The sequence below is a fragment of the Bacteroidota bacterium genome, assembly GCA_016711505.1.
Lineage (GTDB): Bacteria > Bacteroidota > Bacteroidia > AKYH767-A > 2013-40CM-41-45 > JADKIH01.
In genome coordinates this window covers 14,815-35,229 of the sequence record JADJSV010000001.1, presented here as the reverse complement: position 1 = coordinate 35,229, position 20,415 = coordinate 14,815, and the positions used below count along the sequence as shown (strand labels likewise).

The window sequence follows — 20,415 nt, the reverse complement described above, 5'->3', positions numbered from 1 at the left end:
ACAACCTATAAATTAACTGCAAATATTTCCTTCGTCTTCACCAAATGACATTAAGCTTTAGCTGACGGCAATTTAGACTAAGTTGAAAAAATATTTTTTAATAAATTATCTCAAGTCTACGGATCAAATTTTTCGTTTGTTTTTACGTTGATGCCTAGTCGATAGCTTTCGGGATCGCAGATTTGCGCAGGTTTTTATATAGACAAAAGCGGCCTGCAATTCCAAAATTGCAGGCCGCCTATTATTCATTAATCATCATTAATTTAAAAATCCATTTTCGTCTGTGTCTTTTTATCCTTTGCTTTTTGTTCGAGCTCAGACAGAATACGGTCGCGGTCGGAAGAGATACTATCTTTTTTTCCGTTGAAGTCCCACTCTACTGTTACCGCTTTTTCTTCGTGGAGTGGACTTGCTTTTTTTGGTGTCGATTTCCCTTCTGGCTTTTTAGTTGCTTTAGGAGCCGGCGCCGGTGCTGCTTTAGGTTTTACCGGAACCTGCTTTGTTACTGCTTCCAAAGTTGCCTGAACAGGCTTTTGTGAAGGTTTGGCATCACTCAACTTAATGACCTTACTCGCAGAATGGCGGGAAACGATATTTCCATTGGTACCCCTGCCCTTTACTTCATGTTCGTTGAAGTTCACATCAACTTGTGTGATCCTTAATTTCGGTTTCGGACGAAGCATGACCCGAACTGTTTCAGCATCGTCAATTCCGGAAATAGAGAACCATAAAAGTTTGGAACCTTCAGCACCTTTTGTCAGGACATATTCCTTATCGCGTGTATAACCGCCGACAGTGAATCTCTTGGCCATGATGTTTCCACCTTTTCCATCTTGATAGATGATGTTGTAAACCGGTTCAACTTCGGTTTTGCGATAGATGGCAATGTACCGCACATCTTTACCGACATATTTTTTGTCATCAACTTTTGAAACGATCATTGTACCATCGCCACGGAAGACTATGATCTCGTCGAGCGTAGAACAATCGCTTACGAATTCATCTTTCTTCAGGCTGAACCCTGCGAAACCATCTTCACGGTTGACATAAAGTTTCTGACTGTTGATCATTACCTCAGAAGCAACAACCTGTTCGAATGAACCGATCTCAGTTTTGCGTTCTCTGCCTTTGCCATATTTCTTGAGCAGATCTTTATACCATGCAATTGTATAATTACGAATGTTGGCAAGATGTGCTGCAACTTCTTTCATCTGATCTTCCAGACCACGGATCTTTTCATCCTGCTCTTTCACATCAAATCTTGAGATACGTTTGATCTTTACTTCTGTGAGTGAAATAATATCATCACGGGTAATCTCGCGTTTAAATTTCTTTTTATACGGTTTAAGTCCATCATCGATTGTCTCGATTACAGATTCCCATGTTTTACATTCTTCAATATTACGATAGATGCGTTTCTCAATGAAGATCTTGATCAATGAACTGAAATGCCAGTCTTCTTCAAGTTCAGACATCCGGATCTCAAGTTCTCTTTTGAGGAGAGCCTGAGTTTGTTCAGTATTGTATTTCAGAATATCATTAACACTCATGAACCGTGGTTTGTCTTCCACGATCACACAGGAGTTAGGAGATATAGAAACTTCACAATCGGTGAAAGCATATAGAGCATCTACAGTTTTGTCGATGTCTTCGTATGAATCACTATGAAGGTGAATCATGATCTCAACTACAGCAGCTGTATTGTCTTCAACTTTTTTAACCTTGATCTTTCCTTTGTCATTGGCATTCAGGATCGTCTCGATAAGTGAAGTTGTAGTAGTACCAAATGGAATTTCAGTGATAACAAGAGTCTTCTTATCACGTTTTTCAATTTTGGCACGAACACGAATCCGGCCGCCTCTTAATCCTTCATTATATTTACTGAAATCAGCAATACCACCTGTTGGAAAATCAGGCATGATATTGACTTTCTTATTTCGAAGAATGTCGATAGAAGCCTCAATCAGTTCATTGAAATTATGCGGCAGAATTTTACATGCAAGTCCGACAGCAATACCTTCAACTCCCTGAGCGAGCAACAATGGAAACTTCACGGGAAGAGTTACCGGTTCGCGGTTTCTTCCATCGTAACTAAGTTGCCAGTTTGTTGTTTTCGGATTGAAGACTACTTCAAGAGCAAATTTTGATAAACGTGCTTCAATATATCGGGCAGCTGCAGCGCTATCGCCGGTGAAAATATTTCCCCAGTTTCCCTGCATGTCGATCAGAATATCTTTCTGACCTAACTGCACCATGGCATCACCAATAGAAGCATCCCCATGCGGATGATACTTCATGGAATGTCCGATGACATTGGCCACTTTGTTGTAACGACCGTCTTCCATTTCCCACATCGAGTGAAGAATACGGCGTTGAACAGGCTTTAATCCATCATTTATATGTGGAACTGCGCGTTCAAGAATTACATACGATGCGTAATCCAAAAACCAGTTCTCATACATACCGTTGACATGTACCGATCGGGTCAGTTCGCGAACTTCGCCTAATGGTGCAGCTTCATCGGATTTTTCTTTTTTCTTTTTAGACATGATCAGTCTTATAACTTATTCTAAAATAATTAATCAATTTCTGCAGGCTCTTCTACTTGCTTAGGAGCTTTGACTTCATCTTTTTCTACACGAAGATTCCGGATAATAAATTCCTGGCGTTCAGGAGAATTTTTTCCCATGTAATATTCGAGTAGGTGATGAATTGTTTCTTCCTGTGAAAGCATAACAGGTTCAAGGCGGATATTTTTGCCTATGAAGTGTGAGAATTCATCAGGAGAGATCTCTCCCAATCCTTTGAAACGGGTGATCTCCGGTTTTGGTCCCAGTTTTTCAATGGCCCGCACTCTTTCCGGATCACTGTAACAATAGATCGTTTCTTTTTTGTTCCGAACACGGAATAAAGGTGTCTGCAAAATATAAACGTGACCACTTCTGATCAGTTCAGGAAAGAACTGAAGGAAGAAAGTCATTAGCAATAAACGAATGTGCATTCCATCGACATCGGCATCGGTAGCGATCACGATCTTTCCGTAACGTAATTCATCCAGACCGTCTTCTATGTTCAATGCATTTTGCAGCAGATTGAATTCTTCGTTTTCATACACAACTTTTTTAGTCATGCTGAAACAATTCAGTGGTTTTCCTTTCAGACTGAAAACTGCCTGCAAATTTATATCACGTGCTTTTGTGATCGACCCGCTGGCAGAATCTCCCTCTGTAATAAAGATAGTAGATTCATCACGGTCGATATGTCGTGTATTCAAATGGACACGACAATCGCGAAGTTTTCTATTATGCAGGTTTGCCTTTTTTGCTCTTTCATTTGCAAGTTTTTTGATCCCTGCGATCTCTTTCCGTTCACGTTCGCTTTGCTGAATTTTTAATTCCAGTGCTTTTGCAACTTCAGGATGTTTGTGAAGATAATTATCAAGAGCTGTCTTGATAAAATCATTGATCCAGGTCCGGATAGCAAGGCCATTCGGCTCACGGGTCAATGAACCAAGTTTAGTTTTTGTCTGTGATTCGAAAACCGGCTCCTGTACTCTCACGCTGATAGCTGCAGTTATAGAAGTACGGACGTCACTGGGATCAAAATCTTTCTTAAAAAATTCACGGATAGTTTTGACAATTGCTTCACGGAAAGCAGCCTGATGTGTACCGCCTTGTGTTGTATGTTGTCCGTTTACGAATGAAAAATAATCTTCACCATAAGAAGTAGTATGTGTAAATGCCACTTCAATATCGTCGCCATGAATATGAACGATAGGATAAAGCAATTCGTCGGTAAGGTTATTCTCAAGCAGATCTTTAAGACCATTTTCAGAGAAAAATTTCTCACCGTTATATTCTATTGTTAAACCTTTGTTCAGATAAACATAGTTCCACAACATTGCAGAAACATATTCCGGATTGTATTTCCAGTTTCTGAAAATAGTACCATCGGGAACGAATGACATGATCGTTCCGTTCTTTTCTGTAGTACTTTTTTCGCGTTCGTCTTTTACAAGATTTCCTTTGCTGAATGATGCATATTTTGTGCGGCCTTCACGGAATGACTGAACTATAAATTCACCGGAAAGTGCATTCACGGCTTTTGTACCTACTCCATTCAGACCAACTGATTTTTGAAAAGCTTTGCTATCATATTTACCACCGGTATTTATTTTTGAAACACATTCAACAACTTTTCCAAGCGGAATTCCACGTCCGAAATCGCGGACAGAGACAACTCCGTTTTCGATTTTCACTTCTATAGTTTTCCCGTAGCCCATTACGTGTTCATCGATTGAATTATCGATTACTTCCTTCAGCAAAACATAGATACCATCGTCTTTCGAAGAACCATCACCGAGTTTACCGATGTACATTCCCGGACGGGTACGAATATGTTCTTTCCAGTCGAGGGACCGGATACTGTCTTCGTTATATTCGTGTGCGGGTTTTATTTTTTCAGCCATTAGTATAAATATTCAATTTTTGTACAACAAACCATCTTTTAGCAAGATGCTAAAATTAACAGAAGCCTTGTCAGGAAAGGATTTCAGGAGATCGAGTTATTCACATTTTCATGTGCAGATTACTTTTTCGATTCTGCTTCAAGCAGTTTGATCACCAATTCTTCTGAAAGATCAATTTCAAGACACTTAAATTTATTCGTCTGGCCTTTCTTGAGAAGAATCGCAGATTTCGGTAGGTCTAACACGTCTGAAAGGTAATTTATGAGGTGTTCGTTTGCTTTTCCGTCGATTGCAGGGGCTTTCAGGCGAACCTGCCAGCCTTCAGGGGTTTGTTCGATTTTATCGGACCGCTGATTCGGCTTAACCTTCAGGTATAGTAGCATTAGATTTTTTTACCGGCGGCAAAGGTAATCAACTGTGGGAAAAAGCGATGAAATTCATTTTTATAAATTGCATAGTCCGCCTGAAGATCATGAACCGATTCATCCATCTTATTTTCAAAGGAAACCCTTTTTGAAAGACCTGTTAAAGTCCTCCCGATCCCTTCAATTGTAGCATAGTTCTGCAGCCAGTTTCTTTCAATCATATAAGGTAGAAATTGCTTTACACCATCAGGCAGTACATCTTGATTTTCAAGCAGTATAGCATATGTTCTTTGAGTGAATTCCGGTAGAGGAATTTCGCTATACATATCAAAATTACGAGCCAGAAAATGGTCATAATAAAGGTCTACAATGACTCCGGAATACTTTCTGTATTTTGGTCTCAGACGAGCTTTACTATCTTCCGTTACAGGATGATGGTCGGTATAGTCATCAATGGCCCTGTGAAGTTCAATACCTTTCCGGATCTGATCAGGGAAAAGATCCTTCTTATTTCCCTTGATATAATCAGCGATGAAGTTTCCGATCATCAGCTGATCATCGTTTCCGGAAAGAAAAATATGGGCGAGGAAATTCAATTTGGTGCAAATAAAGTAAAACGGTGTTACTATCCACCGGATCAGGTTGTCAAGATCGGCTTTTATTTAACCACTTGCCACTTGAAAAGTGCTCTAATTTGAATTACCTTTGAGATATGCGAATTCTTCTGATAATCGGCCTTCTGGCATTTACATTTACGGCTTCTTCACAATGTTTAGATTCAACGAGAACGCCTGATCCATATTACAATCAGTGTTCAGCAGAATACAATCCTGTTTGCGGCTGCGATGTAGTTACCTACAGAAGTGATTGTGCAGCGTACAACATTGGTGGACTAACTTACAATAGCTGGACCTATGGACCTTGCGAATCATTCGACTTCGACTTTTTTCCCACAGCAGTTACCTACAATCCTGTGCAATTTTACATATACAAGAAACTACCCGGCAGTGTAACCCTTTATGTTTACGATTTCATGGGTGGGCTACACTACACAGATTATTTCAATATTTCATCAAGTGATTTTATATTACAAAGAGAGCTTCCCCTACAGAATTTACTGAGGGGAATCTACATCGTAATAGTTGAATCTGACGGTATAGTAAAATACAAGAAGTTTGCTAAGCAGGGACTTGATTAAGTCTACTCTTCAGCTGTTGCACTATCGGAAACTGATGAAGCTTCTTCAGGGTCAGCAATAGCTGCAGGCGCCATAGAACTAACGACATCAATCATACCATAGCCTTGGATGGTGTTCAATCCAAGTCCGCATTCCCAGATAAATTTCTGAACCTGTGGATGAGCATGCAAGCTAAATGGCAACAGGTATCCGAAGATAGTTTCGTTGCTGTTGTTCTTGTAGATCCTTGCAAACTTTTTGTGCGTGTCTGCTATCTTTTGAACATAGGTAGCATCCGGCATAATTTCGAATTCAGCGAATTCGCTTAATTGCTTTTCACTAAAGCCGGCTTTTTCCATACGGTCGATAATAGCATCATAGAACAAGTCAGAGAACTCCTGATTCCTTGGATCCATAGCTTCCGGAATATTTCCGGCTTCATCTGATTCAAACGGTGGTTGAGCGATCATTGGAGAAATACATACGTATTTCATCACAGTCTTGAATTCCGGATCAGGCATAACATCGTATGACTTTGGAACCAAAGTCAATTTTGCGAAGCTGACCAGGCGGCGTTCGAAGATCTCATTCACTAACATTTGAAGAAACTCAGGTTCCGGCGCAGACAGGACCAAAGAAACTTTTGAAGAAAGAAATCTGATTTGTCCGGCTTGAACTTTTGAAGTTCCTTTAAGCGAAGAGAAATTGTAGAATTCAGACTTGATTGGCATTTCTCTAATGACTTCTTCCAGAAACGCAGAAATAATTTTCTGGTGATGAAGTGGCACGGTGCCACTACTGCCGTGCACTTTTAAAAACGAAATTTTAACTCTCATAGTTCAATTATTAAATAAAATTTTTTCCACCCCTTTTAAGACTACCAAAATTAATAGTTTGAAACGACCTGGAGAATGATGTTGATTAGATTTTTGATTATTTAACTAGTGTGTAAGGATTTTTCCAACGGTGCGAAAGATAATGCGCATATAATTACCAAAAGTAGGATTTTCGATGAAGATAAGATTGAGCTTAATTTTGGCAGGTAATACTTCATTAATATAAAAATGTTCCGGATCAGTGACTTTACTCAGTAATTCATTCTCATTTGAGTATTCGATAGATGCAAAATCAGTAATACCGGGTCTTACTGATAATACAAGCGTTTGATGTGCAGGTGTATAAAGGTCTGCATAACGACGAACCTCCGGTCTGGGTCCAACAAGGCTCATTTGTCCAAATAGAACATTTAAAAGTTGCGGAAGTTCATCCAGTTTGAATCTTCTTAGAAAAATACCAACGCGAGTGATACGTGGGTCTCTTGAACCTACAGTGATCAATCCCATTTTATCGGAATTGATATTCATTGTTCTGAATTTAAAGAGTCTGAAATCTGAGTTATTTTTCCCCACGCGCCACTGTCTGAAAATAACCGGTCCGGATGAATCCAAAACGATCGTTAATGCAATCAATGCAAGGATCGGAGAAAAAACGATCAATCCTGCCAATGAAAATACAATGTCAAAAAACCTGATGAGAAACTTATTCATATTACCCCTTAACCATATCATTAATCGTTCTTTATTTAACCCCTTTAATCCAAGTGCTGATATCATTTATCAGACCTTCATCCACATTTCCGGGTTTTTCATATTCTGCAGGAAGACTTTTTCCCTCTCCGGCGATTAGAAAGTGATTCAAATTTGGATACATCTTAAAGGCTGCTTTTTCATTTGATTTAAATGAAGAAAACCATTTATCGGAATCAATTGAAGTTACCTGATAATCACGTCCGCCGAAAATGAAAAGCATTGGCATATCCAATGTTTTTGCAGTTTCAATCGGATCATAGTTTCTTAACTCATACCACAAAGATACCGGTGAATCAAAGATACGAGAACTATCAACTGCTGCATTCGATGATAATGATTTTACTTTATCACGTAAAACTTTGATAGAATCAACAACAGCTTTTTTTCTTGCAGGATCAGTGATCTCATTTGCTATGTATTCAGCCTGAGCTACGAAAAGGTCCTCAAGTCTCCGTGCATTCGGAGTAAGGTAGATCAACCCTTTGATTGAAGGATTCTCTTTTGCAATTCGTGGGAGCATCATTCCACCAAAACTATGTCCACAAATATAGATCTGTGTCGTATCGATAGAAGTATCTGCTTTAGCAACTTCAATCGCCCGCTGAACATCTTCAAGTACTTCTTGTTTCACAGTATAATTTGGAGAATAGTGTGACATCTTTGATTTGAAAATTCTTGTTCTTTTTTCAAATCGCAGAACGGCAATACCCTGAGCAGTTAATCCGGATGTCAGATCTCTGAAAGGCTTTAATGGGCCAAATGTTTCATCGCGATCATTTGCACCTGAACCATGAACTAAAATTACCACCGGGTGTTTTCCGGGAGTATTAGGAATCACCAGACTTCCGGGGATTCTGAATTCTCCGGTTGTCAACAGAACTTTTTTCTCTTTCGCAGCAGCAGCATTGTGATATGATGGAACCTGATATTTCGGTCGTTTATCTACCGGTGTAAAATAATAACCTTTGATCTTTTTATTTGTGCCCCAGATCAGACGAAACGTAATTTCATTTTTTTCAAATTGCAAGGTGTAGGCATATACTTCAAAATTTCCTTGCTGACTTTTTTCAACTTTCAGGTTTTTCACATATTTACCATTCTGTTGAATCAGGTTTTTCCAGCTTTTGGCAATTGAAGCGGTATCAATCTTTGAAATTGATGCTGTATCAATTTGCTTATATATGTTCAGGAATTCATTTTTGACAAACTGCTGTAATACGATCTCTGAGCGGCCACGAAAATCATTTTCCTGACCCAGGACAGAAGCAGATAACAGAACTAGCAGATAAAGGAGTTTTTTCATAGGGTGCGAATATATAATTCTTCTTCTACGGATTGTATAACAGATTGGGATATTTGTTCAATTTGGCTAAAAGTGAGGTCAAAAAAGACAGGTAATGAGATTTCACAGGAATAATTCCGGTAACAGACAGGGTAATCTTCAATTGAATAGCCACGTGATTTATAGAAAGACATCATTGGAACAGGGATAAAATGCACATTGACGCTGATATCTTTGTCGAAGATCTGCTGCATGATCTTATCTCGTTTCGCTTCATCGATACCGGAAATTCTCAAGGGATACAAATGATATGACGATTCCTGAGTTGAATTTTCCATATCAGGTAAAATAGCCCAGGATTTACTTCCGAATGCTTTATTGTAGGCCTGACAGATCGCCTTTCTTTTTACAAGAGTTTCGCTTTCGTATCTCTCAAGTTCAACAAGTCCGATAGCTGCAAGAATATCGGTCATATTCATTTTGTAACCGGCTTCTACAATATCATATCGCCAGTTTCCTTTTTGCATTTTTGCAAGTGCATCTTTGTTTTGTCCATGCAAAGTCTTTACACAAAGTTCATCATACAATTTATCATTGTCGAGATGAGCAAAATTTAATGCCACTGCTCCACCTTCAGCCGTTGTAAGATTTTTCACAGCATGGAATGAAAACACAGAACAATCGGTTAGAGTACCTGACTTGTTCCCGTTCTGTTTAGCGCCCAGAGAGTGAGCAGCATCTGCGAGAACGAAAATTCTTCCCAGTTTTTTTTGCTCATCTGATGCAGGTGAAAAAAGATTTTTTATTTCCGGATCATTCACTAATTCATTCAATGCATTATAATCGCAAGGCCAGCCACCAAAATCAACAGGCATGATTACTTTTGTTCTTGAAGTGATAGCAGCCTTTACTTTTTCAGGATCGATATTGAAATCAGATTTTACGTCAACAAAAACAGGCTTAGCGCCGCAATGCATAATTACATTTGCTGTTGCTGAATAAGTGTATGATGGGAGAATAACTTCATCGCCTTCTTTGACTCCAAACCAGATCAACATGATCTCTAATCCGGCAGTAGCAGAATTCAGGCAAATAGTTCTTTTATTCCCGCAATATTCTGCGAGAAGTTTTTCAAATTTTTTTGTTTTAGGTCCGGTCGTAATCCACCCTGATTTTAGGTATCAACAACTTCATCAATAATTTTCTGATCGATCCTGGGTGGTGAAAAGGAATCATTTATTCAAGCTTTCATTTGTTTTAAACCGAAATCACAGTATCAAGTTTAGAGGGACGAAGATAAAAAAAAATAACGGCAATTTTTCGCTATTCTGTGTAATTTCATACATATTTTAGGGTCAAATTGCGCGCCTTTCAGCTTTATCTGTAAGATCGTAACGAATAAGCAGACAAAAGAAAAACACAAAAAAGATAAACCCGGCATGAACCTGTAACATTGATTCAACCATAAAATTACAAATGACCAAAAGGCTGAAGAGCGCCAGCAAATAATACTTTCGGATAATTGCATAAACCAATGCATAGACTGTCATCAGGAGTAATAAAATAAATCCGATAATTCCTGTTCCGATAAATGTTTGCAAAAACTGATTATGAGCATTCAAGCTATTGGCATAAGCACCAGTCAATCCATTTTTTTGGTATGCTTCATTCAGCTTATCGGTCAAATCACCTGGCGTTGTTCCGAAAAGGAAATTTTCCTTTATAATTTTCACAGATTCTTCCCAGATCAAAATTCGAACAGCTGTACTTTCCACATCACTTTTATCAATTGCCTTTTTTGAAAACATAACATTTGCTGCCATTTTCATTCTGTCAAATGGCTCCGGGAAAAATTTGTTCGTTACAAAAAGACCAGCCACCAGAATCAAAAGAGTTCCGGATAGAATTTTCGCATTCACTTTCTCCGAAATAATAAAAGTCAACGGTAATACCAGTAATGCAGATAACAATCCCATTTTTGAACTACAGAAATAGATCGCTACGATGAACAGCAGGAAAATGGAATAAATATAACTCCTCTTCACCTCTGTAGATCTCCTTTTAACGACTAAGATCAAAAGTATGATCGCAAAAATCAGGTACATTGCAAAGTAACTGGGATGTAAAAAGTACGAGAATTCTTTATAGTAGAAATCATTTACCCCATCGGCAAAATATCTATAGATAGTTCTTGCAATACAAAAAAGGGATGAAAGTATACACGCTGCAATGAATGCATCTATGATCTTGTTGACTTGTTTTGTTGTATAAGCGGAGGAGAATATGAATAATGGAAAGATCAGGAAGCCAAGTTTTTTTTCTATTGCAAATAATGCAACTCCCTTATTTTCGGAAAAAAAATATCCGATGGCATGGATCAAAAAATATCCAATAAGGACATAACTCCACTTTGTATAAAAGATATTCTTTAAAGCTTTACCGGTATCATTAAAAAACAAAAAAAACATTGCCCAGATAATAATTATCAAGGTATAATTGATCCCAAATGGCAAGAGAAAAGAAAGCGATAGAGGCAGAATATATCCAAAATTCAAAAAAGTATTTTTTAATTTTTGGATCATTTTTCTGTTTCAGTATCTGGACCTGATTTACTTAAGTAATAAAAATTCAATTTTTATTCTCCGTTAAAAGACGGAAAAAATTCTCAGCAATTGAGTTACGGTTAAACTTCTTGTCAACATAATTTCTGGCATTCTCGGCCCAGACTTTAACATCCTCAGGATGTTCGCATACATATAAAATACTTCTTACTAACTCCTCCTCTGACTCAGGAGTAAAGAACATGCCACACTTACCTTCATCGATAAACAGTTCTTTCGCTTCACCATCCACACCGAGCAATATCGGCTTTTTCATGGCCAGAGATTCAAATATTTTTGAAGGAATTGCTCCTTTGAATAAGTCCAGTTTCTTTAGTGGAATAATTGATGCTGTTATTGCTGCAACAATATGCGGCATTTCCTTTTTAGTAACGGGAGCCCGGAAATAAATATTCTCTAATCCCAGCGACCTTGGTTTTTCAACTAATCGTTCCTTTTCCGGTCCATCTCCCAGCAATAAGAATTTGATTTCATTTCTATCTTTAAGCTGAAGAGCTGCATTCAAAATTATATCCAGCCCCTGCGCGTAACCAATTATACCACCATAGAAAAAGATCTTATCTTAATCTTTGAATCCTGCAGTTTTTTTCCAATCTGCTGTATAAAGTGTAGGATCATAATAACTCAGGTCGACACCATTGGGCAGCCAGTAAACAATTTTTTGTGGGAACCTTGATTTTATATTTGCCACAATTCCTTTCGTCTGACCGGTAATTAAAGCTGATTTCCTGTAAAGAAATTCTTCCAGCCAGGTAGAAATTTTTAGTAGTAGTTTATTGGTAACCAGTCCAAGTTTCTCTGCACTTTCCGGCCAAAGATCTGATACATTAAAGATCAGTTTCGCATTTTTGCTTTTCGCAAGCAGGTATGCAGATATACCCAGAAAGAGCGGTGGACTTTCGCAAAATATATAATCAAACTTCCCTGTCTTTTTCTTTCCGATGCGATAAGAGCTATATACAAAAGAAAAATAATTGAGCAGACGTTTGATGATTGAACGATCAGTCGAAACAAATATAGAAGACCGATGAACTTTTAGCTGATCGATCTCTTCATAACAGTATTTTTTCCCTACATAATCACTGTGAATGATCATCTTCGGATAGTTCGGCATTGCGGTTAAAATCGTCACGTCAACCCCCATCTTCTGAAGTCGAACCGCTAATTCGAATAACCGATTCTGCGGGGCACCCACTTCAGGCGGAAAATATTGTGTGAGAATTAGCAGGCGCATTTCAGATATATTTCTTAATAGCTTCTACAATATTTGACGATGCTTTTCCACCACCATACAAATCTGAACCTGCCGCGAATTTGCGATTGAGTGAATCGTTTACCATAGAAACAATTTTCTGTTTATCAGCTCCGGCAAGAACGTTAAATTTATTTTCAATCAATTCAATCCATTCTGTTTCCTCACGCAGAGTAACACAAAGTTTTGAAAAGAAATATGCTTCTTTTTGCAAACCGCCACTATCAGTCATTACTAAAGATGAGTGTTTGATCAGTTCGATCATATCAAAATATCCAACAGGTTCAATTGTTTTACATTCCAAAACAAGCCCTGTCGCTTCTAATTTCTTTTTTGTTCTTGGATGAATTGGCAACACAACGGGAATCTGTTTGTGAATTTCATTGATCGCTTCTATAATATTTTTTAACCTTATGGGGTCATCAGTATTTTCCTGACGATGTAATGTGCAAAGTATATACTTTTCAAAGGATAAACTTTTGACTATAGTTGAGTGAGCTGCTGAACGTTCAGAATAAAACATTGCTGCATCCTGCATTACATCTCCGGTCTTTACAACAGCACTTCCAAAAGTATCAAACCCTTCAGCTTTCAGATTCAATAGTGATTGATCGGTAGGACAGCAAAGTAAATCAGAGATCCGGTCTGTTAAAATTCTGTTTACTTCTTCAGGCATAGCCATATTAAAACTTCGTAATCCGGCTTCAACATGAATAAGTTTGATCTGTAATTTTGAAGCAGCAAGTGCTCCTGCTAAAGTTGAATTTGTATCACCATAAACTAAAACCGCATCAGGCTTTTCTTTGACCAAGGCCTTTTCTATTCCAATGAGCATTTGTCCGGTCATATCACCATGAGTAGATGCATGAATTTCCAGATTCAAAAAAGGTTCAGGAATATCCATTTCGCGGAAAAAAACTTCCGACATTTTATCATCGTAATGCTGACCCGTATGAAGTATGATCTCCTGAATCGATGGATGCAACCGAAGTTCTCTGCTGACTGCAGCAGCTTTAACAAATTGAGGTCTCGCTCCTACTACTGTTAGTATTTTCATTGCTTTCCTGATTTTAAAAACGAAGTATAAAGATCTTTGATCTTATGGCGGACATTGCTCTGGTCATAATTTCCGGAAACAAATGCACGTCCTCGTTTTCCAAAAATATCAATTTGTTCTCTGTTCTCAACAAAATAAGAGATTGCTTTTATCAATTCATTCTGATTTCCCTGCTCCACTATCAATCCGGTGGAATTATTTACGACAACTTCTTTTAATCCACCGACATTAGTAGCCACAACCGGATTTTCACAAGCTGATGCTTCAAGCACGCTTACACCAAAACTTTCATGAACAGAAGGATTCACAAAAATATCAATTTCATTATGCGCAGCAGGAACAAGATCCTGAGAGATCTTACCCCGGAATTCCACGAACTCATTTAATCCCAGACCGGAAACGATTTGCTTATATTTTTCAATTTTTGTTCCGCCACCGATCAAAAGTAATTTTAATTCGGTATCAGAATTATTCTCCCTTACACTTTTGAATGCTCTGATCAGTTCTTCAATTCCGTAGTAGTCCTCCATGGATTTAATGATACCGATAGTAAGCATTTTCTTTCTTGTAGCAACTCTTGTGAAAACTGCGAGATCAATTCCAAAAGGTATAATTTCAATTGGTCCGGAAAAATACTTTCTGACTTCTTGCGCCATCACGTTACTTGATGAAACTACACATTTCGAATTTCTTAAATTATATTTCAGAATTTGTCTGTGAAAGAAAGATCTTTTAGGAAAATCAAAAATATCAGAACCCCAGACAGAGATCAGATAAGGCTTGAACCCGGATAGTGCAGCAAGCAAGCCATAACTTGTTGCGTAATGCGCATGCATAAGATCCGGTTTGTAATCACTGATCGTTTTTTTCAACCGGGAAAGATTTTGAATGTAAGAAGCTTTTTGCAGATCACTTTTATCAGAACTCCGAATCGAAAAGATCCGGACATCAAAACCGTTTGCTTTAACTGCATCAGCCCATTTCTGTGTATGTGAAGATGCTTCATCCGCCAATAAAAGAACTTTTTTCATTGGCGTGGGAATAATCTATGTTTCAGCAAACGTAAATTTGAGAACCAGGTAAGTTTGCTGTAAGGCTTACGACCAAAATCTTTGCTAATGAGCAATTGTTCCCTGATAAATACAGGAATCATCGAACCTGTCTTTGAATCGCTGTAATACCGGAATCTCGATAAAGGAAAGTCGCATACATAAATTTTTGCGTCCTTCTTCAGGCATCTGAGAATATATTCATAATCAAAGCAGCATCTGTAAGCAGAAATTTCTCCGACAGTTCTTGTAAATGATGTTTTAAAAAATGAACCGGGCTGATAGATCCCGGGATCTAAATTGACCAACGAATCAAGAGTAAATATTTTTGCTTTTACATCCTTGATAAGCTTGTTATCAGTATCCATATATTGAATGCCGCCATAGATATAATCAATATCAGGATCCTTCTTCAGGATTTCCACCAATTTGAAAAATCCATTGATATCGATATGATCATCTGTATTCAACCATGTCCAGTAATCGCCCGAGCAAATTTTCAATCCTTTATTAATTGCGTCGTATTGCCCTTTGTCTTTACTGATATCTATGTGATCGAGATCTTTTCTGAACAAAGAAATGATCTTTTGCACTTCAGCATTTGATTCACTATCTATAAGTATTATCTCAATTTCAGTTCCCTTTTCTGCAGCATCACTTTTCAGCCTCACAACATTTTCAAGTGTACTTCCGATAAACCTTTCCTGATTATAAGATGGGATGATAACAGAGAATTTCATAGCCGGCGTTTAAAAGATTTTACTGCTTTTTCCCCAGCTTTTACGAACAGGAATTAAATTTTTCAGGTGCAGATCAAGCTGCTTCAATGCATTTTCAGGAGTGAAGAACGAAGTCGATAATTTATCAGCTGCTTTCTTCAACAGATCCTCTTTAAATTGAATGTCGAGAATTTTTTTCATCTGTTCATACATTTCAATATGATCAGCAGGATTGAAATACAAAGCTCCCGCTCCCATCATTTCAATATGTCCGGGAAGATTGGAGCATAACACAGGGCAATTCAATTCGCGTGCTTCAAGCTGCGGCATATTTGTCGGTCCTAAAAAAGAAGGCATGATCATCGCTGAAGCATGCGAATAAAAACCAACCATTGTTTCATTGTCTACAAACCCGGGAAATAAAACATTGTTAGTCAGGTTTAGCTTACTGACAACATCTCTGATATATTCTTTATTTCCTTTATCAGATCCTGTAAGTACAAGTTTTAGGTCAGGAAAATCTGATTGCAATTTTTTAAATGCAAGTAATAAATTGTAATGGTTTTTATGTGCCCAGAATTGTGCAGGAACTGCAAGGAAAGTTTATCGATCTTTGAAGCAGTAATCGACTTATCTGTTTTTATGTTTACTACTCCACCCGGAAATAAAGGAATGATCTGCACACGTTGTGGATTCAACCGGGTATAGTACAATAGTTCTTCCCGTCCGGATTCTGATTCAGCGAAAACCATTAGTGCTTTAAAAATTCCTTTTGAATACCATTTATCACGATAATCAAATGAATAATTCATCCCTAATTCCGGTAAGGCATAGGAAGCTTTGTGTCCAATATCCCAGTTAGAAACTACAAATGGGAAATCAGGGATTTTTCTGAAACCCTGAACAGGATAAAAGATCAGATCAACATCATTTGCATCCAATTGTTTCCGCTCTCGTTTATTAAGAACTGGAATTCTATGGGAGTAACGTGCCAGTTTATTATGAATGAATGCAGATAATGCAGACGGTTTTCCGGTTCTGTTTTCAGTAAGACTATGAAAATAATTTAGCTGAATATATTTCTTTTTAAAATTATAATTCGAAGCGGGATTATGACCGACAAAGCAAACTTCCAGTTCTTCTGAAAACTGAAATGCATCAATCATCTGAATAAACTTATCATAGAGAGCGAAACCGCCTCCCATTTGCTGCTTATAATCAGATAAAATCCAAACTGCGATCTTCATAGATAGATTGATTAATTACTTCTCCGAATACAGATCAGCTGCAAATTTTTTTCATAGTTGATATAACAGTATTCACATCCTCCTCTGAGAGTCCGAGTCCACTGGGAAGATAGAATCCATTTCGCGCAAGGCGTTCAGCAACAGGATACTTTTCATTCTTAAACAATCCCATATTCTGAAAAACAGGTTGTTCATGCATACACCAGAAAAACGGGCGTGTACCAATTTTTTCCTTTGAAAGTTTTTCAACTGTTGATTCACATAATGCTTGTGATTCGGCAACGAGTGCATAAACCCAGAAAATATTTTCTGAATATTCTGTTTTTACTTTAGGAAACTGAAAATTTTTCAGACCGGAAAGGCCATCCTGATAAAGTTTACCGACTTTTCTTTTCTTTTCAATATGTTCTCCGATACGTTCCAGTTGAGCAAGACCCAATGCAGCCTGCATATTTGTCATTCTGTAATTCCAGCCAAGTTCAAAATGAATGAACCTTCTTCCATCCGGTTCAAAGGCCAGATTCCGGAGTTTTCGACAGCGGGCAGCAAGATGGTCAGAATCGCAAACGATCATACCACCCTCGCCGGTTGTTATATGTTTGTTAGGATAAAAACTAAAAATGCTGATATCACCAAATGACCCGCAGACTTTCCCTTTGTAAGTTTGTCCGTGCATTTCTGCAGCATCTTCAATCAGAAGTAAGTTATGTTTTTTACAAAGTGCAAGTACCGGATCCATATCTACCGGTAAACCATAGATGTGAACAACAATGATGGCTTTCGTTCTGGAGGTAATTTTATTCTCTATTAAAGAAACATCCATGTTCCATGTTTCAGGATCGCTATCTACCAGAACAGGAATCAAACCGGCTTTGACAACAGATTGCGCGGGAGAGATGATCGTAAAAGCCGGCATGATCACTTCATCACCAGGCGATAATTGCAATGCCTGAACAGCTATATCAAGTGCAGCAGAACCATTTGCAACAGCTATCCCATGTTTCCGATTCACATAAGCAGAAAATTTCTCTTCGAATTCTTTTATGAATGGACCTTCAGAAGAGATCCATCCTGTACGGATACATTCGAGAAGATATTTTTCTTCATTGCCATTCAGCAAGGGTGTATTTACAGGAATCATAATTATTTGACTTCAACTTTAGGATCCGATGTAGGATCAAACCGAACTTTATCTTTTTCTCCAATGTAAGGCCCTTGTTTTACTTCGATCATTTCACTTGGTTCAAGCATTTCAAAACCATGTCCACCGGCAGCAAGTAAAATTACATCGCCTTGAACGAGCACTCTGCTTTCGATGTATTGCTGTTCGTCATTATAAAAATCAACACGGACTTTTCCTGATTTAACAAATAAGACTTCCTGTGTTTGCACGACTTCCCGAGAAACAAGATTATGCCGATGTGGTTCTATGACGTAACCTTTCGGACGATTCATGTATCCTAATTGCTGAGAAAAATTATCGTCAGTAAAGAATGCAATTCCATCCTGCTTATAATTATTACCAATTATTATAGCAAGCAATTGTTCATTATGAATTATTTTTTCCAGCATCAGTCTTCGGGAAGTTTATAATCAAAGTAATTTTCTTTCAATACCCACTCCATTACTTGCGGGTTGCTCCATGCAATTTTCTGATGGAATCTGTAACCTGCTTTCTCCATTTCTGAGAGTCTTGCAAACAGTAATTGAACTTCAATACTAACATTATTATTTTTTGTCAATTTGAATGCATTTGTTCTGAGAATTTTTCTTGCAAGCGCCTTTGACATTTCCACAAAAGTGGCAATAATTTTCCGGATTCTCGAACCTTTTATTCGCCTGATCCCGGTAAAGGAATTGCATACACCTTGATAGAAATAGCGCTTTTCAAAATAAAAATAAGTCATTCTTTCCGCGGGTACTTCGTGATAGACAATAACTTGCGGATTGTACCACGCTTTTGCGCCATTCTCTTTCAATTTTAAGGACAATCCGGTTTCTCCATCACCCTGGAAATGTTGATAGCGCGGAGAAATGTTATCAGGATGAAAACCGCCGAATTTCAGGAAAGAACTTTTTCTTATCGAATAATTCAAACCCCAGATCCACGTCTGATCGACTTCTTTTTCTTTATCGCCATAATCACAAAGGCTGAGATCTGTCAGCATTTTACCACCATCGGGAAGTTCTTTCCAGAATGCATCCAACCATTCAGGCGGAGTTTTTTCATATGCAGGAAGACACTTACCGCCCACCAGATGCACATCGGGATAATTTTCAAATGTCTCGACGATGGATTTCAGCCATTTTTTTTCAACACTAATATCGTCATCAATAAAAATCAATAGCTCACCCTTTGCTTCTTTTGCGCCCCGATGACGACCGGTAAGAAGTCCGGGAACATTATCAAAAAAATACCGGATCTTATGATGAGGAAATTTTACAATACATGAGTCAACAATTTGTTTTGTATCATCCACAGAGCCATTATCGACAACAATAATCTCGAATAAGTCAAGTCCGTAATCAAGAGCAACAAGACTTGCGAGTGTTCTTGACAACTGTCCTGACCGGTTAAAAGTTGGTATAATGACTGATGCCTTCATTTATTTCCTGATTACTTTTCTGATTTTATTTTTCAATTCATAGATCAATCTGTCTTTCATTGACCAACCAAGGATGTTTCTTAATTCATCTCTACTTTTTTTCTCCTTTTCTCCTAATTGAAATTCTGCCCATTCAATTAATTGATAGGCCAGATGTGGCTCACAATACAGAAAAGAAAATAGTTTTTTAAAGTAACCTGTCTTATACCATTCATCTAACAATATAAGCATCTCCGGTACATTCCTATAAAAAACTGTATTCTCATAATCGGTTTTATCAAACCTCGGTTCAGGACCGGCAATCGAAGGTTTCGCCCCAAAATATGCAGCATAAGCAATGTGTGAACCCATTTGATTTGATGTCACATATTCAAATCTATTGAACAGATATGCAAGTCTTGGAAATGTATTACAATCTCTGGGGTCAGCACCAAGTACAACTTCAATATTTCTTCTTTTAAATGCATTGATCCAGTTTCCTTTTTTCAAACATGAACTATGTAAACAGAGAACGATCTTTTCAAAGTTCGTAGAAACAGAATCTATATAGGAAGCATATTCTTCATCATTCCAATGTTCGCGGGTATCTGATAAAGAATGTACAGGCATGACCAATAAACTTTTTTCAAGTCGCTTGATCTTTGGTTTCTCCACATATATTATCGGGAAACCAATAGCTTCAACATTTGTATACCCTTCACTCTTTCAGATATTCTGCCTGATCACTTCTTGTAACGAGATACTGTTTATTTTTTCTGGTCCGGGAAAGTCCGTCATTACCAACAACAAATTCAGGGTTTACATTTCTCTCAGGCATCATCCACCCATGCTGCAATTCTGCGATTACCGGTTTAGGGACTTTTTCAAAGCCACAATATTTGGCCAATACCTCCGTATCTCCGTATTCATTATTCAGTACACAACTCCGATTGCCGGGTAACTCTCTCGGATCAAATTTTTCATTGTTTCCCATTCTTACTTTA

At 38.0% G+C, this 20,415-nt stretch carries 18 protein-coding genes and 3 pseudogenes; 1 reads left to right on the top strand and 20 read right to left on the bottom strand.

Translation table 11 applies throughout. The features are described from left to right. Nucleotides 1-263 precede the first annotated feature (263 nt). From IPL24_00170 to IPL24_00155, 4 genes are all read right to left on the bottom strand, one after another. Entirely contained in the window at nucleotides 264-2,549 is a 2,286-nt protein-coding gene (locus IPL24_00170) for a DNA gyrase/topoisomerase IV subunit A (GenBank protein ID MBK8362134.1), read from the bottom strand. Between the two features lie 29 nt (nucleotides 2,550-2,578). Next, entirely contained in the window at nucleotides 2,579-4,468 is a 1,890-nt protein-coding gene (locus IPL24_00165) for a type IIA DNA topoisomerase subunit B (protein MBK8362133.1), read from the bottom strand. 119 nt (nucleotides 4,469-4,587) lie between these two features. Beyond that, nucleotides 4,588-4,851: a DUF167 domain-containing protein gene (locus tag IPL24_00160; protein MBK8362132.1), complete on the bottom strand. Its 264-nt coding sequence runs from the start codon at nucleotides 4,849-4,851 to the stop codon at nucleotides 4,588-4,590. After that, nucleotides 4,851-5,429 carry a DUF479 domain-containing protein gene (locus IPL24_00155; protein ID MBK8362131.1) on the bottom strand — a complete coding sequence of 193 codons (579 nt, stop codon included), beginning with the start codon at nucleotides 5,427-5,429 and terminating at the stop codon, nucleotides 4,851-4,853. The genes IPL24_00160 and IPL24_00155 overlap by 1 nt, the downstream gene beginning before the upstream one ends. A 116-nt stretch (nucleotides 5,430-5,545) precedes the next feature. Between IPL24_00155 and IPL24_00150 the strand changes: the two genes are divergently transcribed. Next, nucleotides 5,546-6,031, top strand: coding sequence for a T9SS type A sorting domain-containing protein (locus IPL24_00150; GenBank protein ID MBK8362130.1), 486 nt, complete (start codon nucleotides 5,546-5,548; stop codon nucleotides 6,029-6,031). A gap of 2 nt (nucleotides 6,032-6,033) precedes the next feature. Here the strand turns inward: IPL24_00150 and cas6 are convergent, their stop codons facing one another. From cas6 to IPL24_00070, 16 genes and pseudogenes are all read right to left on the bottom strand, one after another. Continuing rightward, on the bottom strand, nucleotides 6,034-6,846 hold the full coding sequence (gene cas6, locus IPL24_00145; GenBank protein MBK8362129.1) for a CRISPR-associated endoribonuclease Cas6: 813 nt from the start codon (nucleotides 6,844-6,846) through the stop codon (nucleotides 6,034-6,036). A 105-nt stretch (nucleotides 6,847-6,951) separates the two neighbouring features. Then, nucleotides 6,952-7,578: a sugar transferase gene (locus IPL24_00140; GenBank protein ID MBK8362128.1), complete on the bottom strand. Its 627-nt coding sequence runs from the start codon at nucleotides 7,576-7,578 to the stop codon at nucleotides 6,952-6,954. A 10-nt stretch (nucleotides 7,579-7,588) separates the two neighbouring features. Further along, the gene (locus tag IPL24_00135) at nucleotides 7,589-8,902 is read right to left on the bottom strand and encodes an alpha/beta hydrolase (protein MBK8362127.1); all 1,314 of its coding nucleotides are present in this window, start codon (nucleotides 8,900-8,902) and stop codon (nucleotides 7,589-7,591) included. Then, nucleotides 8,899-10,121 (bottom strand): annotated as a pseudogene (locus IPL24_00130) (DegT/DnrJ/EryC1/StrS family aminotransferase). Before IPL24_00130 ends, IPL24_00135 begins: the two are co-directional and overlap by 4 nt. 115 nt (nucleotides 10,122-10,236) lie before the next feature. Then, a complete protein-coding gene (locus IPL24_00125) occupies nucleotides 10,237-11,463 on the bottom strand; it encodes an O-antigen ligase family protein (protein ID MBK8362126.1) in 1,227 nt (408 codons plus the stop codon). A gap of 46 nt (nucleotides 11,464-11,509) precedes the next feature. Next, a pseudogene (locus IPL24_00120) lies at nucleotides 11,510-12,736 on the bottom strand (glycosyltransferase family 4 protein). 1 nt (nucleotide 12,737) lies between these two features. Continuing rightward, nucleotides 12,738-13,811, bottom strand: coding sequence for a UDP-N-acetylglucosamine 2-epimerase (non-hydrolyzing) (gene wecB, locus IPL24_00115; GenBank protein MBK8362125.1), 1,074 nt, complete (start codon nucleotides 13,809-13,811; stop codon nucleotides 12,738-12,740). Next, nucleotides 13,808-14,842 carry a glycosyltransferase gene (locus IPL24_00110; GenBank protein ID MBK8362124.1) on the bottom strand — a complete coding sequence of 345 codons (1,035 nt, stop codon included), beginning with the start codon at nucleotides 14,840-14,842 and terminating at the stop codon, nucleotides 13,808-13,810. Before IPL24_00110 ends, wecB begins: the two co-directional genes overlap by 4 nt. Then, nucleotides 14,839-15,600 carry a glycosyltransferase gene (locus IPL24_00105; GenBank protein ID MBK8362123.1) on the bottom strand — a complete coding sequence of 254 codons (762 nt, stop codon included), beginning with the start codon at nucleotides 15,598-15,600 and terminating at the stop codon, nucleotides 14,839-14,841. The genes IPL24_00110 and IPL24_00105 overlap by 4 nt, the downstream gene beginning before the upstream one ends. 9 nt (nucleotides 15,601-15,609) lie before the next feature. Continuing rightward, nucleotides 15,610-16,164: pseudogene (locus IPL24_00100) on the bottom strand (glycosyltransferase). Beyond that, nucleotides 16,086-16,826 carry a hypothetical protein gene (locus tag IPL24_00095; GenBank protein MBK8362122.1) on the bottom strand — a complete coding sequence of 247 codons (741 nt, stop codon included), beginning with the start codon at nucleotides 16,824-16,826 and terminating at the stop codon, nucleotides 16,086-16,088. Before IPL24_00095 ends, IPL24_00100 begins: the two are co-directional and overlap by 79 nt. A gap of 34 nt (nucleotides 16,827-16,860) precedes the next feature. Continuing rightward, nucleotides 16,861-17,967 carry a DegT/DnrJ/EryC1/StrS family aminotransferase gene (locus IPL24_00090; protein MBK8362121.1) on the bottom strand — a complete coding sequence of 369 codons (1,107 nt, stop codon included), beginning with the start codon at nucleotides 17,965-17,967 and terminating at the stop codon, nucleotides 16,861-16,863. A gap of 2 nt (nucleotides 17,968-17,969) precedes the next feature. Next, nucleotides 17,970-18,398: a hypothetical protein gene (locus tag IPL24_00085; GenBank protein ID MBK8362120.1), complete on the bottom strand. Its 429-nt coding sequence runs from the start codon at nucleotides 18,396-18,398 to the stop codon at nucleotides 17,970-17,972. Next, nucleotides 18,398-19,432, bottom strand: a complete 1,035-nt coding sequence (locus IPL24_00080) for a glycosyltransferase family 2 protein (protein ID MBK8362119.1) — start codon at nucleotides 19,430-19,432, stop codon at nucleotides 18,398-18,400. The genes IPL24_00085 and IPL24_00080 overlap by 1 nt, the downstream gene beginning before the upstream one ends. Further along, nucleotides 19,433-20,041 (bottom strand): hypothetical protein, encoded by a 609-nt coding sequence (locus tag IPL24_00075; protein MBK8362118.1) that lies wholly within the window; start codon nucleotides 20,039-20,041, stop codon nucleotides 19,433-19,435. It lies immediately after the preceding gene. 88 nt (nucleotides 20,042-20,129) lie between these two features. Next, nucleotides 20,130-20,405: a hypothetical protein gene (locus IPL24_00070; protein ID MBK8362117.1), complete on the bottom strand. Its 276-nt coding sequence runs from the start codon at nucleotides 20,403-20,405 to the stop codon at nucleotides 20,130-20,132. Nucleotides 20,406-20,415 lie beyond the last annotated feature (10 nt).

Coding starts and splice junctions, on each gene's coding strand:
- IPL24_00170 (MBK8362134.1), bottom strand. CDS start 2,549: ATGTCTAAAAAGAAAAAAGAAAAATCCGATGAAGCTGCACCATTAGGC.
- IPL24_00165 (MBK8362133.1), bottom strand. CDS start 4,468: ATGGCTGAAAAAATAAAACCCGCACACGAATATAACGAAGACAGTATC.
- IPL24_00160 (MBK8362132.1), bottom strand. CDS start 4,851: ATGCTACTATACCTGAAGGTTAAGCCGAATCAGCGGTCCGATAAAATC.
- IPL24_00150 (MBK8362130.1), top strand. CDS start 5,546: ATGCGAATTCTTCTGATAATCGGCCTTCTGGCATTTACATTTACGGCT.
- cas6 (MBK8362129.1), bottom strand. CDS start 6,846: ATGAGAGTTAAAATTTCGTTTTTAAAAGTGCACGGCAGTAGTGGCACC.
- IPL24_00140 (MBK8362128.1), bottom strand. CDS start 7,578: ATGATATGGTTAAGGGGTAATATGAATAAGTTTCTCATCAGGTTTTTT.
- IPL24_00135 (MBK8362127.1), bottom strand. CDS start 8,902: ATGAAAAAACTCCTTTATCTGCTAGTTCTGTTATCTGCTTCTGTCCTG.
- IPL24_00125 (MBK8362126.1), bottom strand. CDS start 11,463: ATGATCCAAAAATTAAAAAATACTTTTTTGAATTTTGGATATATTCTG.
- wecB (MBK8362125.1), bottom strand. CDS start 13,811: ATGAAAATACTAACAGTAGTAGGAGCGAGACCTCAATTTGTTAAAGCT.
- IPL24_00110 (MBK8362124.1), bottom strand. CDS start 14,842: ATGAAAAAAGTTCTTTTATTGGCGGATGAAGCATCTTCACATACACAG.
- IPL24_00105 (MBK8362123.1), bottom strand. CDS start 15,600: ATGAAATTCTCTGTTATCATCCCATCTTATAATCAGGAAAGGTTTATC.
- IPL24_00095 (MBK8362122.1), bottom strand. CDS start 16,826: ATGAAGATCGCAGTTTGGATTTTATCTGATTATAAGCAGCAAATGGGA.
- IPL24_00090 (MBK8362121.1), bottom strand. CDS start 17,967: ATGATTCCTGTAAATACACCCTTGCTGAATGGCAATGAAGAAAAATAT.
- IPL24_00085 (MBK8362120.1), bottom strand. CDS start 18,398: ATGCTGGAAAAAATAATTCATAATGAACAATTGCTTGCTATAATAATT.
- IPL24_00080 (MBK8362119.1), bottom strand. CDS start 19,432: ATGAAGGCATCAGTCATTATACCAACTTTTAACCGGTCAGGACAGTTG.
- IPL24_00075 (MBK8362118.1), bottom strand. CDS start 20,041: ATGCCTGTACATTCTTTATCAGATACCCGCGAACATTGGAATGATGAA.
- IPL24_00070 (MBK8362117.1), bottom strand. CDS start 20,405: ATGGGAAACAATGAAAAATTTGATCCGAGAGAGTTACCCGGCAATCGG.